Below are 20,760 nucleotides of genomic sequence, written 5' to 3'. Positions count from 1 at the left end.
CGCCTATTTTACCGATGTTTCCAACAAATCATCTGAAAATACACCTACGCTCTGACCTTGAGATTGGAAGAACTCATTGATAAGCACCTGAATATAATTGTTGTGCTGAAAGTCCAATGATTCATTAGTATCTTCATCAACATTCGTTGGCCCTAAAAAAGTCGTATGAACAGCATCATCATTGAATAATATGAGGTTTCTATCACCAACAAGCATCGGCGCTTCTTTACTGACAAAATTTAACCCAAGGCGTCTGGCAAGCGGTTCAGTGCCTGAAAAAGGAGAGAACTGAACTTCGTTTGAAAGATATTCGTCATTTTCTGCTTGAAACGCCAATATTGGAATCGAGCCCAGCGCCTTTGTACCGTCAGCATTTTCCAAGTCCACAAAACTGTAAGGGTCAATACCATCGAGCATCATCTGCGCCGCGAAAGAAAAGAGTTTGAACTGTTGCTCCAGAAACTCTAATACCGTTGCCTTATCACTGGAATTCTGCGCCGCTGAAACAAAATCGGTGTAGCATTTACCAATATCACTGCTTATTGCCGGATCACATGCATTACTGTTCTCTTTAATGTAATCCCGGTAATCTGGGCTTTGTGCTTCTGAAATAAAGTGCTTCACAGTGAGTTCAAAGGCACTGGAGTTGAGCAAGGTATCAGAAATGCCTGCGCTCACTTTTGCCAACGCCACGGATGAAAACGCGAGCTGAGAATGATCGATCCCTGTTCCATCATCATGTTGTGCTATAGCGACTGCAGACAGTCCAGATATACCACCCAGTGAATGGGCCATGAAACCGGGTGCATTATCCGACAGGTTTTCCAGCGGTGTTCCGGCAAGACGTCCTGATGATTGCGCAAGGTCCACAGCCAACCTCAACCCGAGCGTGTCGTAAATCGACTGGTGAAATATCGACTTTCCGACCGCCATGTTTTGAAGCGCGATATAAGCTGTTGGGTCCGTATTTGCTGAACGCTTTTCATCAAGGCTTCTCTCTCCATGCAGAGGTAAATCAATGACTAAAATAGCAGTATTGATGGTGTCACCTCGAAGCCACGATAACTCGGTTAAATCCCCGACACCAAAAGCATCACCCAAGATATCGATAAGTGGCTGGAACAAGTTGATCAAATCAGAAACAAAAGCAGGGAGCTTGCTCAAACCAATCATTCGAGGCACAAGGGCTAGCACAGTCTCTTTTGAGGCAATCACAGCGTGGTTATAGATCAGCAAGTTCAACGGTTTCGAGCTATCGATCGTTTTCGGCGTGACCAATAAAAACGGGACTTCTTCCATGCTCCGAACCGTGGGGAACGGGCTATATCGAGTAATTCTTGCGATTGTTGAAGGTTGGGTGCCTGCATCTATCAAAAGTTTAGTGATAGGGTTGCCGTCAGCGAGACGCAAATCCGCACCAATAAGTTTGACCATTTCCTCGTTGCGGTTGAGTATATCTAAGCTTTTGATAAGCAATGGATCAACATTGATTTGACGCAGTTGTGCATTGATAGCAGCCTGATCTTGAGCGGTTCCTTCTTTGAGTATGTAGCTTAGCGTGTATACGTTCGGGGCTGCGGGGGCTGCGGGTAAAGCACGCCAGTTTTCGTCTTTGTAAAGAAAATGCGGCAGGTTAACTGTACCTGAAGTGACGTCAACTCGAATCCCACGCAATAAATTTATAAAATCCAAATCATTAATAAGCCCCATTGCGCCATAAATATCCAGCAGCAATTTTTTCAGTTCAGATGGCTGGCCTTCAACGGGTGCGTCGCCACCTGCCTGCGAGGCAACATATTTATCGAAATTCTCGTCTGTTCGTAAGTAGTCACCAAAATCGGTCGTGGCAGAAAAGTTCATTTGATAAGCGCCACTGAGATCGACATTGTTAGGGTTAGCTTTTCCCTTCCATAAGGTTTCGAGCCCGCCTTGCTCCATTGCTGTCAAAATAGCGTATTTGGTCGCCACCAAGTCGTCAGTGATTGACTGTGTACTGAACCAGCTTGAGAAAATAATATCATCAGAATTAATATCAAACGTCTGATCGCTGAACTCATCGAGCAATTTGTTGATGGCAATGGTTATCCGTGATGCTCGATTTAGTCTGTCCCCCAAGGCAGGTACGGTACCTGTCGCTAACGTCGCATAGGCTCTTGATGTGCCGACCGAAATACCATCCATGTCTCTTATTGCATCTGTCACCACATAAATGTACTCGCTTTTCGGTTCGAGTAGCTCCAAAGGCTGGATGAACAAGTTAGTGCCTCGGTATAGACATCAGCGGGGATCTGGCGTTCGATAATGGGATCACTGTCATCGAAATCTTTATCCACTTTAAAGAGATATGCCCCCTCAGTGACTTCTTGTCGTCCCTCACCAAAACCTTTACCGGTAAAGCCGACCTGAACAAATTTACTGATTGACCAGCCATCAAGCGTACTCAATGAATGAAAAGGATTAGTCAGATCGGGCGGTGTACCAAAATCAGCAGGCAGTTGCACCGTGCCATCCAAGGCGTCATGAATAATAAAATTTGGGCGGGGTAAATCCTCTCCGGGGCCCGCCAAGATGTATGTCACCTTGGTTTGAGCATTTAGGCTTTGATCAAATTGAGGGAGAAAAGGTGTTTCGGTTTGAGAGCCCTCAATTTTCGATTTGTTATCGCAGCCAGAGGCAGACACCACGAGGCCAATCACGGCAAGGGCCTTTAAAAGTGTGTGAGCAATCTTCCTTGTCATTTGCACGTCCCTCAAATTTCGTAGTTGAAGCCAAGGCTCAAGAAAATGGCACTCCGCGTTACACGGAACAGATAAGGCTGTTTGAAGGTCAGATCCTTATCGATAAATTCAGCGGTCTGACGTTTGTTAGCCGAAAAGCCGAAGTCAAAGGACAAATCAGAATTGAATTGCCAAGTCGCACCGACTGCGGCCGTTATGGTATTCATATCTGGTAAAACAACTGACGTTTCAGCGGCTTGTTCATCGAAAGCAAAACCAGTACGGAAGGTCCAATCGTCATTAAAATAGTGGGTCGCGCCGACAGCGTAACGAAAGCTGTCTTCCAGCTTAATGGGGTTAGAAACACAGATACCGAGCTTATCTGGCTCTCTATTGAACATGCAGGTATCGCCTGTTTTATCTTTGATGGTGACACCGGCAAGCGCACTCCAGCCAGTCCACATAACATCGTAATGAAATGCCCAATCATCAAAAATTCGGTGATAACCTGAAAACTCGAAAACGTCAGGCAAATCAAGTGTCATTTTCACGCCTGTTGTGCCGCCATCAGCAGGAATATAACGACCGGTAAAGTCAGACAGCTCGCCATTGTCGAGGGAAATACTCGATTTACCTCGATAAGAGACACCCATGCGATGGTCTTCATTGAACTCATACAGTGCGCCAACATTATAACCAAAGCCAAAACCGTCCATGCGAGCAACGAGAGCAATATCCGTAGGCTTTAACGTGTCAAACACTTGAGCAAATGAGCCGACATATCTTCCAACTTTTACATTGGCGTAATTTATGATCGCGCCAGCTCCCACGCTCAATTCGTCATTAACTCGGTACGCGATGACAGGGTGTGCGGAAAGCGTAATAATGCGTTGCTCACCACCAAGATCGCCATGAGCAAAGTCTGCCGGATACTCTCCTGTAAAACCAAACGTGCTATAGCTCCAATGCCAGCGTACAAGTCGTCAGTGATGGGAAACGACAAAAAACCGGTAGGAAATGCAAGGGGGGAACTAAATCAACCACTTTTTGGTTGATCCATAAGCTTTCTATTTCCATTTGCTGAAGCGTTAACGTTGTGTTTCCTGACAATGTAAAACCATCAAATCGGGTAATCCCTGCTGGGTTACTCGCAATGACATTTGGTGTATCTGCGATAGCTGCCTCGCCAGAATTAGCGCGCCCAATCCCGCTTGCGTATTTCTCGTTAAGATAAAATGATGCGGCCGATACATACGTCGAAAACAGCCACGTCCCTGTTGTGACGAGCACCAGCTTCCATGTTTGCTTCATAAATTTCCCCACACTCTGCTTCTCAGAGTTGCATCGATATTCTTTGCTTATCAGAAGTGACTAAGCCTTAATCGATTAGCCAAATGCTCTGTTTATTAACATCAGTAAAGATATAACAACTGGTCTAACCACTATGGAAAGTATAGTGAGAATGGGTAGTCTCTATGTTTCATTAGTGAAACAGTAGCGGAGATAATTTAGTTGGACCTAAATTGTAGGAAAGAAATGAAAAGGGAGCATACTCAACATGAATATATGCTCTATTTTGAATATAAAATAAATCAGGGATAAAATTAAACACTTGATTTATATGTTTTTATTCCAACGCCATAAATTACATGACGGTAAATAAATATAAATTAGCCAAGAATATTGACAGAGATTTCGTTGTTTTTGAGGTGGAAATATTTCATTTCTCCGTTTCTTGACCTGACTGTTTTTAACAACCCTTTTTGCATCCATATTAATATCATTGCATCAATCCCGTCCTCGCTGACTTCAAAATGATCTGCAAGGTCTTTTTTGGTTATACCAGAATTTAATTCTACGAATTTCAACAAATCAAAGAGAATCATAAACCATTCCTGCCGAGTGTTGCCTATTTCCCAACTCCCTCATAATCAGCACAGCAGCACCCATCATTAGCGCCGCTATTGTTATCCACATTGCGCTGCCAGCAGGGTCAACGGCAAAGTTCAAAATCTGATAAGTCGCAACAGAGAACACAAAGGCTTGTAACATTGTCCAGCTCGCAATGAATAATGAGAATTGTCTACCGAACTCCCGAACATAGGCCCCCATTGCAGCAACACAGGGTGTGTACAGCAAAATAAAGACCAGATAAGAAAATGCAGCTGCGGGAGAGAATTGCTTTTGCAAATTACTGAAGATGCTCATATCAACACCTTGCTCAGTCGCGATAGCTTGCTGATCGCTGTCGACCTTAAGACCCATCGGGTCAATAAGCTTAATACCCAGCAATTTTTCAGGAATAGTCTGCACCGCTTCAGTCAGTTTGTCCTTCAATGAAAACTTTTCAGCCGGTTCGTGGTGATCGGAGTAAAGGCTATTTAACGTGCCAACGACGGCTTCTTTGGCAAAAATACCCGTAATAATGCCGACGGTAGCCTGCCAATTATCGTCTTTGATACCAATCGGAGAAAATATGGGAGTAATAACTTGAGCAGCTTTTGCCAGCACAGATTGATCCGTATCGCTATGGCCAAAAGTTCCGTCCATTGAAATTGAATTGGCGAAAGTCAGTAAAGTAACAACAACAACGATGGTTTTACCCGCACCGAGCACAAAGCGCTTGAGTTTGTTCCAGGTCTTGATAAAAACGTTTTTTGCTTTTGGCCACTCGTACTCTGGCATCTCCATGACCAAGCTATCACTCTCGCCCGGATAGAGGGTTTTTCGGAGGATCACACCAGTGAGGATCGCGACTAAAATCCCGGCTAGATAAAGCAAGAAGACAACGTTCTGCGCAGATTCTTGGAAAAAGGCGGCAGCAAACAGCGCATATACAGGTAGTCTTGCGCCGCAAGACATAAAGGGAGCCATAGCGGCAGAAAGTTTACGCTCTCTTTCTTGGTCCAAAGTACGCGTCGCCATAATCGCGGGAACATTACAACCAAAACCAAGAACTAACGGGACAAAGGCTTTTCCCGGCAAACCAATCTTCTGCATGAAGTAGTCAAGAACAAAAGCCGCACGAGCCATGTACCCGAACTTTCGAGCAAAGACATGAAAAGATAGAGGCAGCCAATCACAGGGATAAAGGTGGAAACAGTTTGAATACCGCCGCCAACACCATCAACAAGTAAGGTGACTAACCAAACAGGTAAATGGCCGTCGACAAGAACATGCCCACCTTCCACCAGCAACGCACCAACACTGATATCAAAGAAGTCGATAAATGCACTGCCAATGTTTATCGAAAACATAAACATGAGGTACATGACGCCAAAGAAAATCGGCATTCCCAAAACACGATTGAGAGCGAATTGGTCAATCTTGTCGGTAACACGTTTCGAAAACGTCTTGAATGTCTGGCGAGATGCTTTGCAAACTTCAGCCACCCAGGTGTATCTCGCACTCGCAACTAGCAAATCGATGTCTTCACCGTCACGTCTTTCGTGAATGAGACGTTGAGTCAGCGAAATTTCATCTTCACTGAGTGACGCCGCCATCAACTGATCGCCAGTGACCAAACGCACGGCAGATGCACGGCGATGCTTTTCAGGCACCGAAAAAATAGCACTCCCAACCTGAGAGATTATAAGTTCAACACTGTCGCCATAGTCAAAGCGCTGGCCGTCTGATGCCAACTCGCCACCGAGTGCGCCATCAAAGTCTTTCTTTAGTCGTTGAACTTGTTTGTTATCATTGGCTGATACACAAAAGACGGGGCATTTTAGTTGTTTTGACAGTTTCTCAATGTCAATTTTCTGGCCTTGTCTGTTCAGTGCATCCATTTTATTCAGCAGGACGACCATTGGCTCACCCAACTCAAGAAGCTGAACTGTCAGGTAGAGGCTGCGTTCCAGACATGTCGCATCGACAACGTTAATAATGAGGTCAGCGTTGCCCGAAAACAGTGCTTTAACGGCAATAGATTCATCTAGACTGTTGATTTCATCAGAGTTATCCAAAGAATAAATACCAGGCAGGTCTGTGACCTCAATATCTTTACCATCAGACGTATACAGCCCTGCTTTCTTTTCAACGGTCACACCCGCCCAGTTTCCAACTTGCTGTCTTGCCCCAGTAAGCTGGTTAAAAAGCGTTGTTTTTCCGCTGTTTGGGTTACCAACTGTGACGATACGTTTAGTCATTGTTTTCTACCTTGATAAATGCTGCCAATGACCTGCGCAAAGCCACATCGAAACCTCTCACTCTGACCTGAATGGGATCGCCCATCGGTGCCAACCTGACGACCTCGACAATCGTATCCGGCAATAGACCCATCACCATCAACTTTTTCTTCGCAAGCTCAGGGACCTGTTCGAGTGAAACAACCCGTGCAGTACCCCCAACATCCAGTTCAGTTAAATACATACAAACACCAAATGAGAATCATAAACATTACGGGACACATTGTTACATATTGTTTCAACTAAATATTGATGTTAATCAAAAGAATCTATCGAGAGTGTGGATGTTTTTTTTTACGTTCACTCGGTTGCTATGAAAATTGACGCTAAAACTACGTCATTTACGTTAATTCCCCGTCAAATCATCAACAAAAACGGTCAAAACATAAGTCTGATGATCGCCTTTATAGCGTCAAAAACGTCATTTTTAAATTACAAAACAATCATTAAGGGTTTTAGCAACGCCAAAAAATATGAGGGGAATCACGAAAATTTAGGGAAGGTGTAAAAAAAGATGAGTTGGCGGAAAAATGATATCAATTAAACGTGAAAAGTCTTATAAATGTAACCACTGATTCGAATTAAAGAATTCCAGATGGTGCGCGGCCCTCCCGCGTACCTCCGGCAGCAAGCGAAGGTGTCCTTGACGCCCGTGGTATGGCGAAAGCTATACCACGTTTTTTTTTATCTACTCGTTGTTATCTAATCGCTACCGACCCGGTTATCCTCAATAAACTGCGAAGGCGACACACCAAACCGCTGTTTGAACCTTTGGGCAAAATAGGATGGTTCATTAAAACCACAGGCGAATGCAACATCGGTAATCGTATCGCACGCCATCAGCATTTCACTGGCCTTTTCTAGCCGCACGACACTGATAAACTCTCTCACCGACATACCAAACTGTAATTTGAATTTTCGCTGTAATGTTCTCTGTGACATAGATAGCTCACTGGCCAGCATAGAGGGAGAAAAACTCGGATCATGAAACTGCTGCTCGATAACTTTCCTGACCATCGCAACCCATATCTTATCTTCAACCACATCCTTGTTCGGCTCTGCCAGCCCTAAGTCTTCCGCAGGTGACGTCTGCGTATCGTTCGGGCTCACGGTTGGACTTGACGAAACCTCAGCCTGATAGCAACTTCGGGCTTACTTTGACGCTTCTTCGCCTCTAGCTCTTTAATAGAAACATGCACTGTTTTTCGAAGATACGTATTCTGTTGACGAAGCTTTATATTGCGAACGACAAGAATTAAGAATAAGACGAGAAAAGAGATAAATATACAGACAAGGACGCCCCAGAAACGAAGATACAAAGGTTGCTCAATCGTAAATGAAAGAAGAGAATCAATACGGTTTCTTTCCCGAATTTGCAGTTGATAACTCCCGGGTAAGAGATGATCAAAATTTAGCTCCTGTGCCTCAGTAGTATGCCACTCTCCCCCGCCGTTTCCCCAAAGCCGATACTCAAACGGGCACTTTGAATCATATAACAGCGACAAGCTAACAGAGATGGCCTTATTGGCAGGCAATAAATACGACGCGTCTTTCTCTAGGCCAACCCGCCATAACCGAGTGCCAAGAGTCACACTGCTCACGAATGCCTCACGACTGAAAGGCCTGACGTTGTTGAATATATCGGCTTTTACCAGCAGTGCTGTTTTTGAATCTCCGATAACAAAACGTTCTCCGTTACCAACACAAAGTGTTGGCGAGAAGTCTTTCCATTGTAAACCGGGAACCTGGGCAGTGTGAAAATGCGAATGTTGAGTATCGCTCAATGATTGCCAGGCAATGTGTTTAGATGTCCCAAAAAACACATTGTCTTTAGAAGAGAATATACATTGCGCTTTTTCCTGCAAAGGCAAAGTTGCCTTTTTCGGGGGGGAAAATAGATCATTGCTATATACATATATGCCGGTATAAGACAGCACCCAATATGAGCCATTTATGTATTTCACTTGCATGATGTTGCCGATACTTTCAGAGCTGTCTACATATGTAAATTGACCATTGATGGCAATATACAAGCCCATGTTGGTCGCAATCACCGTAGAGTTGGGCCCTGCGGCCATACTGTTTACCATTAACCCCCGATGCCGCTGCTCCCAGAATTCAGTGTAAGGGAGTAGCGCTTTATCCGGCCAGTAGCGACTTAGACCGACTTTGTCTGACCAAAGCCACAAAGACTTGCCGTCCGAATAAATCTTTTCTGGCGACGCATTTGCGAGATACGGATCTGATGGCATTACATCTCCAGTTTCTCTATTTATTCGTATGACTCCACCATCAGTCACAAGCCAGATTTCTCCTTTGAGCAGAGCCTGGGACCTCACCCTATTGTTAAGCTGAGTTACCCACACTGTGTTTAAGTCTTCATCTAAGTGAGTCACGGAATTTTGCATAAAAACCATAACACCTTGAGATTGCTCAAGCGGAATGATTGCGCGAATGTCTCGCTGCCTTTCGGCTGAGACAAACTTTTTGATCACCCCGTCAGCAAACATCGGTCTAACACCCACACCATAAATACCCGCCAACCAAAGGGAGTCGCTTTCTGGCGCAAGGGCATAGGTGGCCCCATCTGACTCTAAAGGAGAGTACACCTGCCTAAGAATGACAGTGTTATTATTCCCCTCAATGAGGGTAAAGCCGTAGACACCATCACTTGTTGCCGCCCAGAGTTTTGCGTTCCACATTTTCACATCGTAGATACGTTTACCAGACAGTGTCGTCAACGCCTTTGTTTCGCCGTTTGACTTCACGATCACTAGCCCTGAAGAAGTACCGAGAATAAGTCGATTCCTTTCAATGGGGAGTAAACTATAAATCTCATTATCTATCAGAGTAGCCAGCGGCGTAATCTCCCCCGAAGCCAGCGAAGATATCTTATGCTTGGTCGTGATGAAGATTTTATCTGCGGAGGGATAAATCCGAGGGTAATGTTCTGGCAGCTCGGCAAGTGGGACGAAGTCAGATAAAGGACGATCAAAACGACGTATCGAAGCCCCTATCGACAGAAATATATTCCCTTCGAACACACAAATATCTGAGATACCTTTCAGCAGAAAATCTTGCCAAGTATTTGTTGTTACCTCATAGCGATACAGATACTTCGCTGAAACTAGCCATAACTCACTGTTTTGGGGATCATAAGCCATCTTCTTAAACGTGGGTTCAGGCAGTTGAGTGACATCGGACAGTGCGTAAGAATTTTCCCCATCTACAAAGCTCACAACACCTTGACCACCCATGGTCCAAGCGCCTGAATCAGGTATCGGTGCTATCTGGACAACTGGCCTATCAATGTCTCCAACAGCTTGGTATATGAACTCTCCAGCTGAAGCAAGTGATGACTTCATAGACATCGCAAGCGTTACAGCGAGAAACAAAAGGGCATGCATGCAACGCGGACGTATAAATTTTATCGGTAACAACATGATGATAGCTGTGAGGTATAACTTTAAGAGTCAGTCGGCATAGTAACCCATGATGGCGCTATCAACAGCTCGAGGGAAGATTAAAGAGGCATGGTTCAAAATTCATGCCTCTTTGGGAAAATTAAGTTTGCTCTAGCCTTTGTTCAGCATCTTTAAGCTTTGCGATAAAACCAGCCTTCTCTTTTCTCGGTATTGGTGAAGCTTGAGGAAGCGGAACCTTCATTGCGTTAACAGGTCGACCAAATTTATGCAGTTCATAATGGAGGTGAGGTCCTGTTGAACGACCAGTGTTACCTGACAAGGCTATCTTCTGACCCATTTTCACTCGCTGGCCTTTCTTGACTAAAATACGACTTAAGTGCAAATATCGAGTGGTGTATTCACGACCGTGTTTGATGACAACGAAATAGCCAGCAAGGCTATGCTTAGTCGCCTTCACAACAACGCCATCACCGGTTGCTAAAACAGGTGTGCCTATCGGCGTAGCGAAATCAGTACCATTATGCGGTGAAATACGGCCAGTGATCGGGTGAAGTCGATGTGGGTTAAACGACGAACTTATGCGATATCGCTTTGATAAAGGTAACCGACGGAAAGCACGCTGTAGCTTTGCCCATCCTGATCATAAAACTTTCCGTCTTTATGTCTGAATATCATCAGTTCGTTTCGACCAGAACGATACAGAAAACCGGTGACATCACCGGAGCTAAATCGCTCACCATCAACATATTCTCGGTTAACAATGGCGTAAAAACGGTCATTCGTTCTCGCCTGTTTACCCAAGTCGAAACGCCATTGTAAAGCAGATACTAATTCCTGAATCTGCCCCGGTGTAAGCCCAGCCTGACGAGCCTGGACATAGAAACTGGTCTTTACAACACCTTTTACCACGTCTTCACGAAAAACACCTTCGGTTGAGCGCTGGCTAAACGCAATGCCGTCCGCTGACCAAGAAAAAATATCGATCGTCTTCCGGTCCCGCTGAACTTCAAATGTCGTTAGCTTACCGTCATCGTCAAGTTGCCAGCGTATTGTCTGACCAATTTTCAGCCGACTCACAGATTTGTTTGTATCAACAAGTGAGTACATGTCACCCAGCGACAAGCCATATTGACTAAAAATCGAGCTCAGGCTGTCGCCTGATATAACGGTATGACTGTGTTGATGTGATTCTTCTTTAACAAGCTGTTTGTCTATTTCATCCTGTTCAACCGTCAATGCAGGATCATCAGGGTCGATAAAACCGTCCAACGGTTCGCTATTTTCGGCTGAAATCGGAGTGACCGCTTGCTGATCAAGCGGCACAGATTTTCTTACCGACGTATTTTCCTGATTATGTTTCGGTGTCCATATTGCTATCGCAACCATCAAAAACGACATCGTTATCAGGGATAAACGATGAATTCTAGGCAACGACTGGAACTGGTTAACTACCCGAATAGGGACCGTAAACAGCCTTTGTATCATCTTTCAAAACACTCTGTGAACTTGTTGCCTAGGGAGTAAAGGAAATCAACGTATCTGCCGTTTTTAGGAATGCTGATACCAAGTGGGTCCAATGCCACAACTTTCGTTTTGGTGTGCTTTGAAACACTCTTAACAAAACCATCATTGAACTGAGGTTCTGTAAACACACATTGTGCTTGATTCTTCACTAATGCCTCTCGAATTTTCACCAGTGTCTTCGCACCAGGTTTTCTATCAGGGTCTACGGTAAAATGCCCTGTTTGTTTGAGTCCAAATGCTTCTTCAAAGTAGCCGTAAGCATCATGAAAGACGAAATATCCTTGGTTAGTATAGTTGGACAAACGTGCTTTGATTTCACCTTTGGCGACTTCAATATCTTTTGTCACTTTCTGAAGGTTTGAATGGTAATAGTCGGCATTTTTGGCATCAACGGTGACCAACTGTTTAGTGATAGCTTTTGCTATAGCAAGAGCTTGATCGGGACCCAACCAAATGTGCCCATCTGCCCATCATGATGATGGTGTCCATGACCATCATCGTGGCCTTCGTGGCCTTCGTGGCCTTCGTGGCCTTCGTGGCCTTCGTGGCCTTCGTGGCCTTCGTGGCCTTCGTGGCCTTCGTGGCCTTCGTGGCCTTCGTGGCCTTCAGCATTGTCGCCATAATAACGCAAAGGAAAACCTTTTACCGCTGTTAATTGCAGGGTATTTTCATGATTTTTAGTGATTTTCCTCAAGAAAAGCTCCATTTCAGGGCCTACCCAGATCATTAAGTCTGCACTTTTGATTTTTCTGAGATCGGAAGGTTTCAACGCGTAGTCATGTGGTGAGGCGCCATTGGGTAAAAGTTGGACGACTTCCCCGCGATCTCCAGCAATATCTTTTGCAATCAGGCTAATCGGTTTAACAGTGGTGACGATGGAGATGTCGGAGGCCATCAATGGCATGGATGCGAATAAAATGGCACAAAGTACCTTGGCTCTTAACAATCTTGAGCGCATAAAAATTCCTACGGCGTTGAGTTTATCAGAAATGAAAAGTGTTATATTATAACAGGCTGGTTTTAATATCATGTGGAATTTATGAGTGGCCCCCTAATCACATTTGATAATGTGACTGTGACATTTGATGGACGACATGTCCTCGACAATGTCTCCTTAAAACTCGAACGCAACAAAATAATGACCCTTGTAGGGCCAAATGGGGCTGGCAAGTCGACACTCGTTAAAACAGTGATTGGCCTCAACAAACCTTCCACTGGCACCGTCTGGCGAATGCCAAAACTCAGGATTGGCTACGTTCCTCAAAAACTCAAGCTAAACGATACACTGCCTTTAATGGTCAACCGCTTCCTATTGTTGTGTCAAAACGCAACAAACAAAACGGTGAAAGAAGCGCTTGAGCTCGTCGACGCGTCCCACTTGCAAAATGCTAACATGCACACGCTATCGGGTGGTGAGTTGCAAAGAGTATTGCTTGCCAATGCTGTGCTCAAGCAACCTGACCTTCTCGTTCTTGACGAGCCAGTTCAAGCGTCGATGTGAACGGACAACTTGCGCTGTATACGCTGATTGAAACCCTGCGAGACAAATTACATTGCGCCATTTTGATGGTTTCGCATGATTTACACCTTGTGATGGCTAAAACTGACGAAGTTATTTGTCTTCAACATCATATTTGTTGCTCGGGTAGTCCTGAGGCTATTTCTGCACATCCCAAGTACGTGGCCCTGTTCGGAAAAAGAGAAAGCGAGAAACTCGCACTTTACCAACATCATCATAATCACGAGCACGATTTGTCCGGCGACCTCGTCGAACCCTGCCAACATGGGGAAAAGCCTGATGCTTGAGTTTCTACTTTACCCTGTTTTAGCCGGACTGCTTATTGCAGTAGCGGCTGGTCCACTTGGCTCATTTATCGTCTGGCGAAGAATGTCGTATTTTGGTGATACTCTCGCTCACGCCTCTTTGCTTGGCTTGGCACTCGGTTTACTTTTCCAGATAGACCTCAACATCGCGCTTATTAGCTCGTGCTTGTTGATTGCTATCGCGCTGGTTATCTTGCAACGCAGAAGTTCAGTATCAACAGATACACTCCTCGGTATACTTGCGCATAGCTCCTTATCGCTTGGCATGGTTACCGTTAGCTTCCTCGATGATATCCGCGTCGATTTGATGTCTTATCTTTTTGGTGACTTACTCTCTATTACAAGAGACGATCTTATTATCATTGCTATTGGTACGGCAATTATCATCGGTCTGATATACAAACTTTGGCGTCCGCTTTTGACCATCACGGTCAGTGAAGATATGGCACGTGTCGATGGTTATAACGTTGATGGACTTCGTTTAGTACTCATGCTGATGGTGGGGCTGGTGATCGCAATCGCAATGAAATTTGTTGGAGCGTTGATTATCACCTCGCTGATGATTATACCTGCGGCGACTGCAAGGCGCTTTTCTGATAGCCCCGAGAAAATGACAATACTGGCAGTACTTATTGGGTGCATGTCTGTACTGGGTGGGGTGAGCTTATCTTGGTTTGAGGATACGCCAGCTGGACCATCTGTCGTCGTTGTCGCAGCTGCATTGTTCTTGTTTAGCCAAATCCGAAAGCAACCTCGATAAAGTCATAAACTGAATTTACATGCAGTAAAAAGCCGCTCCAATGAGCGGCTTTTTTATTACGTCAGAACAGCGTTGGGTTTACCAACCTGTTTTTTCGCGAAGTGCTTTACCGATGTCAGCAAGGCTTTTCACTGTTGTAACGCCAGCAGCTTCAAGTGCCGCGAACTTGTCTTCCGCAGTACCTTTACCACCAGAGATGATTGCACCAGCGTGGCCCATGCGCTTACCTGGAGGAGCTGTCACACCAGCAATGTAAGAGACAACAGGTTTAGTGACGTTCTCTTTGATGTATGCAGCAGCTTCTTCTTCTGCAGTACCGCCGATTTCACCAATCATTACGATTGCTTCAGTCGCAGGATCTTTCTCAAACATCTCAAGAATATCGATGAAGTTAGAACCTGGGATTGGGTCACCGCCAATACCTACGCAAGTAGACTGGCCAAAACCTTCGTCAGTCGTTTGCTTAACTGCTTCATAAGTCAGCGTACCTGAGCGAGATACGATACCCACTTTACCTGGCTTATGAATGTGACCAGGCATGATGCCAATCTTAGACTCACCCGGAGTGATAACGCCCGGACAGTTAGGACCAATCATGCGAACGCCAGTTTCGTCAAGCTTCACTTTTACTTCCAGCATATCCAGAGTAGGAATACCTTCAGTGATACAAACGATCAGCTCGATGCCTGCATCGATAGCTTCAAGGATTGCATCTTTACAGAAAGGTGCTGGTACATAGATAACAGAAGCCGTTGCGCCTGTTGTCTCTACTGCGTCAGCAACAGTATTAAATACTGGCAGACCCAGATGTTCAGTGCCGCCTTTGCCTGGTGATACACCACCAACCATTTGCGTTCCGTATGCAATAGCTTGCTCAGAGTGGAAAGTACCCTGACCGCCAGTGAAGCCCTGACAGATAACTTTAGTATCTTTATTGATCAAAACAGACATTACTTTGCCTCCGCTGCAGCTACTACTTTCTGTGCTGCTTCAGTCAGAGAGGTCGCAGCAATAATGTTCAAATCACTTTCGGCCAGTTTCTGAGCACCCAGCTCTGCGTTGTTACCTTCTAGGCGAACAACAACAGGTACTTCTACGCCTACTTCTTCAACCGCGCCGATGATGCCGTCTGCAATCAGGTCACAACGAACGATACCGCCGAAGATGTTAACCAGTACAGCTTTAACGTTGCTGTCTGACAGGATAATCTTGAATGCTTCAGTAACGCGCTCTTTCGTCGCACCGCCACCAACATCCAGGAAGTTTGCAGGGCTACCGCCATGCAGGTTTACGATATCCATCGTACCCATTGCAAGGCCAGCACCGTTAACCATACAACCGATGCTTCCATCAAGCGCTACGTAGTTAAGTTCAAACTTCGCTGCGTGTGCTTCACGTGCATCTTCTTGACTTGGATCATGCATGTCGCGGATTTGCGGCTGACGATAAACAGCGTTGCTGTCGATAGCCAGTTTTGCATCCAGGCAGTGCAGGTCGCCGTCGGTTTTAATAACCAGCGGGTTAACTTCAACCAGTGCAACGTCACGGTCAAGAATCAACTGAGCAATGCCCATGAAGATCTTAGTGAATTGCTTGATTTGGTTGCCCTTCAGGCCCAGTTTGAATGCCAGCTGACGACCTTGGTAAGGCTGTGGGCCTACCAATGGGTCGATGTTTGCTTTGTGGATCAGTTCAGGTGTCTCTTCAGCAACCTTTTCGATTTCCACACCACCTTCTGTCGATGCCATGAAGACAACACGACGTGTGCCGCGGTCAACAACCGCACCCAGATAAAGCTCCTGATCGATATCAGTGCAGCTCTCTACAAGGATTTTGCTTACTGGTTGGCCATTCGCATCTGTTTGGTAAGTAACCAGGTTTTTGCCCAGCCAATTTTCAGCAAAGTCACGAATTTCTTCTTTGCTTCTTACCAGCTTTACGCCACCAGCTTTACCACGTCCACCTGCGTGGACCTGACACTTAACGACCCACTCGTCGCCGCCAATTTTATCAGCCGCTTCAGCAGCTTCTTGAGGAGTGTCACAGGCGTAGCTTCTGATACAGGCAGCCGTATTCAGCGAAAAGCTGTTTAGACTGATACTCGTGCAGATTCATGATGTTCTATCCGTTTCCATTCTTTTAATGTGATTCCATCCAGAAAAGGGGAAGCGGGAAGACTTCCCTTTTCTGACATCGGCTTTCACCGTACTGCTGTCTTAAACGTCAAGTAGCAGACGCGTTGGGTCTTCTAAAAGCTCTTTGATTGTGACCAGGAAGCCAACTGATTCACGGCCGTCAATCAGACGGTGGTCATAAGAAAGAGCAAGGTACATCATTGGCAAAATTTCCACTTTGCCGTCCACCGCCATTGGGCGTTCCTGGATCTTGTGCATGCCCAGAATCGCAGCCTGTGGTGGGTTAATGATTGGTGTAGACATGAGAGAACCGAAAACACCACCGTTTGTAATGGTGAAGTTACCGCCCATCAGCTCGTCGACAGTCAGTTTGCCGTCACGACCTTTAATAGCTAGTTCTTTAATGCCTTTTTCGACGTCAGCCAGACCAAGCTGGTCACAGTCACGCAGAACTGGCGTTACCAGACCACGCGGCGTTGAGACAGCCATGCTGACATCAAAGTAGTTGTGATAAACGATATCATCGCCATCAATTGAAGCATTTACCTCTGGGTAACGTTTCAAAGCTTCAACAACCGCTTTCACATAAAATGACATGAAGCCAAGACGTACATCATGACGTTTCTCGAAAGCATCTTTGTATTGCTTACGGATGTCCATGATCGGCTTCATGTTCACTTCGTTAAACGTCGTCAGCATTGCTGTGCTGTTTTTCGCTTCAAGCAAACGCTCAGCGACACGTTTACGTAGACGTGTCATAGGAACACGCTTTTCACTGCGATGAGCAACGTTCAGGTCTGCCGCAGGTGCTTCTGCTTTCGCATCAGCCTTAGGCGCTTTACTTGCCTGCTTGAGATAAGCTTCTACGTCTTCACGAGTGATACGACCGCCAACGCCAGAACCTTTAATGTTATCAGCGTTCAAATCGTTTTCGGCAAGAAGACGACGAACCGCAGGACTCAGAGCATCGCTGGTTTCTTCAGTCAGTGATGCAGTATGGCGCTTGTCAGGAGATGCTGCAGACTCAGCGACTGAGTCTTTCGTTTCTTCGCCCGCAACTGCGCCAGCAGTCAGGCGAGCAAGAAGCTGCTTAGACAGAACCGTTGCACCTTCTTCCTCGATGATTGCTTCAAGAACACCATCATCCGGTGCGGGTACTTCCAACACGACTTTGTCAGTTTCAATATCAACCAAAACTTCATCGCGGCTGACGGCTTCACCCGGTTTTTTGTGCCAGGTAGCAACTGTCGCGTCCGCGACAGATTCAGGTAAGTCGGGAACCAGAATTTCGACTGTCATTTCCAATTTTCCTTATTTTTCTAGTTCTTCAGTTAAGCCAAGTGCGCTTCGCACTAGTGCTTTTTGTTGTTTCAAGTGAACCGACATATAGCCAACTGCTGGAGATGCAGAGGCCTCACGACCCGCGTATGTCAATGTCGCATCTGAAGGGATTACTGCACGGAAATTGTGCTGGCTGCTATACCATGCACCCTGATTCTGTGGCTCTTCCTGACACCAGACGAAATCCCTAACTTGTGGGAATTCTTTAACCAGCTTCTCCACCGCTTCATAAGGGAATGGGTAAAGCTGTTCGATACGAATAATCGCAACGTCTGACAGTTCTTCTTTACGGCGTGTTTCAAGTAAATCGTAATAAACTTTACCCGAACAAAGCACGATGCGTTTCACTGCTTTTGGATCGATATCGTCAACTTCGCCGATAGCGGGCAGGAATGTCCCCTCTGTCAGCTCTTCAAGCGTCGATGTGCACAATGGATGACGAAGTAAAGACTTCGGCGACATCACCACCAGAGGACGACGCATTGGTCGAATTACCTGACGGCGGATCATGTGATACATCTGTGCAGGCGTTGACGGAACAACAACCTGAATATTCTGCTCAGCACACAGCTGCAAGAAGCGCTCTAGGCGCGCAGATGAGTGCTCAGGTCCCGAACCTTCGTAGCCATGTGGTAACAGCATGGTTAAACCACACATACGTCCCCACTTTTGCTCACCAGAACTAATGAACTGGTCGATAACAACCTGAGCGCCGTTGGCAAAGTCACCAAACTGAGCTTCCCAGAGAGTCAGACCGCCCGGCTCGGCAGTCGCATAGCCATACTCGAACGCCAATACCGCTTCTTCTGACAACACAGAGTCAAAAATCTGAAACGGACCTTGTTTATCATGCAAATTAGCCAATGGCACATAAGTCGTTGCATCCGTTTGGTTATGTAGGGTAGCCATACGGTGAACAAAGGTGCCTCGCACGCATCCTGACCTGAAATACGGATACGTTTGCCTTCATCAAGTAACGTCGCATACGCCAGCGTTTCAGCCATACCCCAATCCAGCGGCCTTTCGCCTGCAACCATTTCGGCGCGCTTGACGTAAGGTTTTTTCACCTGACTATGTAGCTTATGACTCTCAGGATATTGAACCAATCTCTGGCCGAGCTCCTGCAGTCTTTGTGCGTCGAATTTGCTGTCCCAATCTACCGTCCAGTCGTGCCCGATAAAGGGTGACCAGTCAACAGAATGAAGTGTCATAGGACGGAATTCTTTGACCACACATTCACCGCGATCCAAAGCATCACGGTATTCGTTGATCAGTAGCGTTGCTTTCTCTAAGTCAGCAACAGTCTTGTCCTGAAGTACATCAGCGTAGATCTTGCGAGGTGTAGGGTGCTTTTTGATCTTCTGGTACATCAGTGGCTGCGTAGCACTTGGCTCGTCAGCTTCATTGTGACCGTGACGGCGATAGCACACCAAATCAATGACCACATCACGCTTGAACTCATTTCTGAAGTCCAACGCAAGGCGAGATACAAAAGCAACAGCTTCCGGATCATCCGCGTTGACATGGAAGATAGGTGCCTGAACCATCTTGGCAATGTCTGTACAGTATTGTGTCGAGCGCGTGTCTTTTGGATTAGAGGTTGTGAAACCGATTTGGTTATTCACAACGATTCGCACCGTACCACCCACGCGATAGCCGCGTGCTTGAGACATGTTAAAGGTTTCCTGCACGACGCCTTGTCCGGCAATGGCAGAGTCACCGTGTATTGTGATTGGTAACACTTTCGAGCCGTCTTTATCGTCCAAGCGATCTTGACGGGCACGAACTGAACCGATAACAACAGGGTTAACAATCTCGAGGTGTGACGGGTTAAATGCAAGAACTAAATGCACGTCGCCATCTGGCGCTGAGAAATCACTGGAGAAGCCTTGGTGATATTTCACATCACCCGTACCCCATGATTCGTCATGCTTACCTGCGAATTCGTCAAAAAGTTCTGACGTTTTCTTACCGAGGACATTAACAAGAACGTTCAAACGACCACGGTGAGCCATGCCCAGAACCACTTCCCTTTGACCTGACTTCGCGGAATGGCGAACCAGTTCTTTAAGCATAGGGATAAGTGCGTCACCGCCCTCGAGAGAGAAACGCTTGGCACCTGGGAATTTCGCACCCAGATAACGCTCAAGACCTTCAGCAGCAGTTAGCTCCTCGAGGAAGGTCATTCTCTCCAGTTCGGTAAACTTGGGTTGACCGACGACGGACTCAAGACGTTGCTGGATCCAACGTTTTTCTTCTGTGTCGGTAATGTGCATGTACTCTGCACCGATTGAACCGCAATAGGTCTTCTTCAGAGCATCGTAGAGGTCGGCGAGCTTCATATTCTCTTGCCCACTGGCAAAAGAACCAACGTTAAACGTTTGTTCGAAGTCGTCTTCATTGAGGGTATGGTAAGCTGGGTCTAAATCCGGAACTCGGTCACGTTGCCAAAGTCCTAATGGATCAAGATTTGCTTGTTGGTGTCCACGAAAACGGTAAGCATTGATTAATTGCAGTACTTTAACCTGTTTTGCGTCGACGTCTGGATCACTAACTGGAGCCCTGTAATGCGCTGTCTCCGTCGCTAGTCGTCGAAAGTATTCACGAACTCTGGAGTGAGGCTGCTCCGTGGCATGCTCTTTGACAACGGGTAAGTCGTCAAAAACTTTTCGCCATTCATGATCTACTGTCTCCGGGTCACTAAGGTACAGTTCGTAGAGTTCTTCTACGTAAGTTGCATTGGCGCCAGCCAAGTGTGAAGACTCAATCCAAGCCTTCATCACGCCATTTTGCATTGTTATCCCTTAACCACTTAGTTAGATGTTACTACGCCGGCTTTGCGCCGGT

General features: G+C 46.1%; 14 protein-coding genes and 5 pseudogenes. 2 read left to right on the top strand and 17 right to left on the bottom strand.

The genetic code is table 11. The features are described 5' to 3' along the window. Window positions 1-3: 3 nt before the first annotated feature. The 13 genes and pseudogenes from CS022_RS00510 to CS022_RS25695 form a co-directional block, all read right to left on the bottom strand. Entirely contained in the window at window positions 4-2,256 is a 2,253-nt protein-coding gene (locus CS022_RS00510; protein WP_129120646.1) for a hypothetical protein, read from the bottom strand. Beyond that, window positions 2,199-2,738, bottom strand: a complete 540-nt coding sequence (locus CS022_RS27045; protein WP_129120645.1) for a hypothetical protein — start codon at window positions 2,736-2,738, stop codon at window positions 2,199-2,201. Before CS022_RS27045 ends, CS022_RS00510 begins: the two co-directional genes overlap by 58 nt. 11 nt (window positions 2,739-2,749) lie before the next feature. Next, window positions 2,750-3,616 (bottom strand): annotated as a pseudogene (locus tag CS022_RS00500) (outer membrane protein transport protein); the annotation flags it as partial. A 55-nt stretch (window positions 3,617-3,671) separates the two neighbouring features. Further along, window positions 3,672-4,028, bottom strand: coding sequence for an outer membrane protein transport protein (locus CS022_RS27040; RefSeq protein WP_129120643.1), 357 nt, complete (start codon window positions 4,026-4,028; stop codon window positions 3,672-3,674). Window positions 4,029-4,387: 359 nt separating this feature from the next. After that, the gene (locus CS022_RS00490) at window positions 4,388-4,603 is read right to left on the bottom strand and encodes a FeoC-like transcriptional regulator (RefSeq protein ID WP_129120642.1); all 216 of its coding nucleotides are present in this window, start codon (window positions 4,601-4,603) and stop codon (window positions 4,388-4,390) included. Next, window positions 4,590-6,865, bottom strand: a pseudogene (feoB, locus tag CS022_RS00485) (Fe(2+) transporter permease subunit FeoB). The gene CS022_RS00490 and the pseudogene feoB overlap by 14 nt, the downstream one beginning before the upstream one ends. Continuing rightward, window positions 6,858-7,088: a FeoA family protein gene (locus CS022_RS00480; protein WP_129120641.1), complete on the bottom strand. Its 231-nt coding sequence runs from the start codon at window positions 7,086-7,088 to the stop codon at window positions 6,858-6,860. Before CS022_RS00480 ends, feoB begins: the two are co-directional and overlap by 8 nt. Window positions 7,089-7,606: 518 nt before the next feature. Further along, the gene (locus tag CS022_RS00475) at window positions 7,607-8,014 is read right to left on the bottom strand and encodes a helix-turn-helix transcriptional regulator (protein WP_129120640.1); all 408 of its coding nucleotides are present in this window, start codon (window positions 8,012-8,014) and stop codon (window positions 7,607-7,609) included. Then, window positions 8,011-10,269 (bottom strand): ligand-binding sensor domain-containing protein, encoded by a 2,259-nt coding sequence (locus tag CS022_RS00470; RefSeq protein WP_129120639.1) that lies wholly within the window; start codon window positions 10,267-10,269, stop codon window positions 8,011-8,013. The genes CS022_RS00475 and CS022_RS00470 overlap by 4 nt, the downstream gene beginning before the upstream one ends. A 199-nt stretch (window positions 10,270-10,468) precedes the next feature. Next, entirely contained in the window at window positions 10,469-10,825 is a 357-nt protein-coding gene (locus CS022_RS25705; protein WP_235869188.1) for a peptidoglycan DD-metalloendopeptidase family protein, read from the bottom strand. A gap of 80 nt (window positions 10,826-10,905) precedes the next feature. Next, window positions 10,906-11,814, bottom strand: a complete 909-nt coding sequence (locus CS022_RS00465) for a LysM-like peptidoglycan-binding domain-containing protein (RefSeq protein ID WP_235869167.1) — start codon at window positions 11,812-11,814, stop codon at window positions 10,906-10,908. Next, window positions 11,811-12,302 (bottom strand): metal ABC transporter solute-binding protein, Zn/Mn family, encoded by a 492-nt coding sequence (locus CS022_RS25700; RefSeq protein ID WP_161569509.1) that lies wholly within the window; start codon window positions 12,300-12,302, stop codon window positions 11,811-11,813. Before CS022_RS25700 ends, CS022_RS00465 begins: the two co-directional genes overlap by 4 nt. After that, window positions 12,275-12,811, bottom strand: coding sequence for a metal ABC transporter solute-binding protein, Zn/Mn family (locus CS022_RS25695; protein ID WP_235869166.1), 537 nt, complete (start codon window positions 12,809-12,811; stop codon window positions 12,275-12,277). The genes CS022_RS25700 and CS022_RS25695 overlap by 28 nt, the downstream gene beginning before the upstream one ends. Window positions 12,812-12,892: 81 nt before the next feature. On the opposite strand from CS022_RS25695, the pseudogene znuC reads away from it, so the two are divergent. Together znuC and znuB are read left to right on the top strand one after the other, a co-directional pair. After that, a pseudogene (gene znuC, locus CS022_RS00450) lies at window positions 12,893-13,659 on the top strand (zinc ABC transporter ATP-binding protein ZnuC). Further along, on the top strand, window positions 13,652-14,437 hold the full coding sequence (gene znuB, locus CS022_RS00445; RefSeq protein WP_129120636.1) for a zinc ABC transporter permease subunit ZnuB: 786 nt from the start codon (window positions 13,652-13,654) through the stop codon (window positions 14,435-14,437). Before znuC ends, znuB begins: the two are co-directional and overlap by 8 nt. A gap of 78 nt (window positions 14,438-14,515) precedes the next feature. Here znuB and sucD read toward each other — a convergent pair whose 3' ends face one another. The 4 genes and pseudogenes from sucD to sucA all read right to left on the bottom strand — a co-directional run bounded on the left by sucD (window position 14,516) and on the right by sucA (window position 20,708). Continuing rightward, window positions 14,516-15,388, bottom strand: coding sequence for a succinate--CoA ligase subunit alpha (sucD, locus tag CS022_RS00440; protein ID WP_129120635.1), 873 nt, complete (start codon window positions 15,386-15,388; stop codon window positions 14,516-14,518). Then, window positions 15,388-16,552: pseudogene (gene sucC, locus CS022_RS00435) on the bottom strand (ADP-forming succinate--CoA ligase subunit beta). The gene sucD and the pseudogene sucC overlap by 1 nt, the downstream one beginning before the upstream one ends. A gap of 101 nt (window positions 16,553-16,653) precedes the next feature. After that, the gene (odhB, locus tag CS022_RS00430; RefSeq protein ID WP_129120634.1) at window positions 16,654-17,871 is read right to left on the bottom strand and encodes a 2-oxoglutarate dehydrogenase complex dihydrolipoyllysine-residue succinyltransferase; all 1,218 of its coding nucleotides are present in this window, start codon (window positions 17,869-17,871) and stop codon (window positions 16,654-16,656) included. 12 nt (window positions 17,872-17,883) lie between these two features. Beyond that, window positions 17,884-20,708, bottom strand: a pseudogene (gene sucA / locus CS022_RS00425) (2-oxoglutarate dehydrogenase E1 component). Between the last annotated feature and the right edge of the window lie 52 nt (window positions 20,709-20,760).

This window comes from Veronia nyctiphanis, from assembly GCF_004116385.1.
Classification (GTDB): domain Bacteria; phylum Pseudomonadota; class Gammaproteobacteria; order Enterobacterales; family Vibrionaceae; genus Veronia; species Veronia nyctiphanis.
This window is presented reverse-complemented; position numbering and strand designations above follow the sequence as displayed.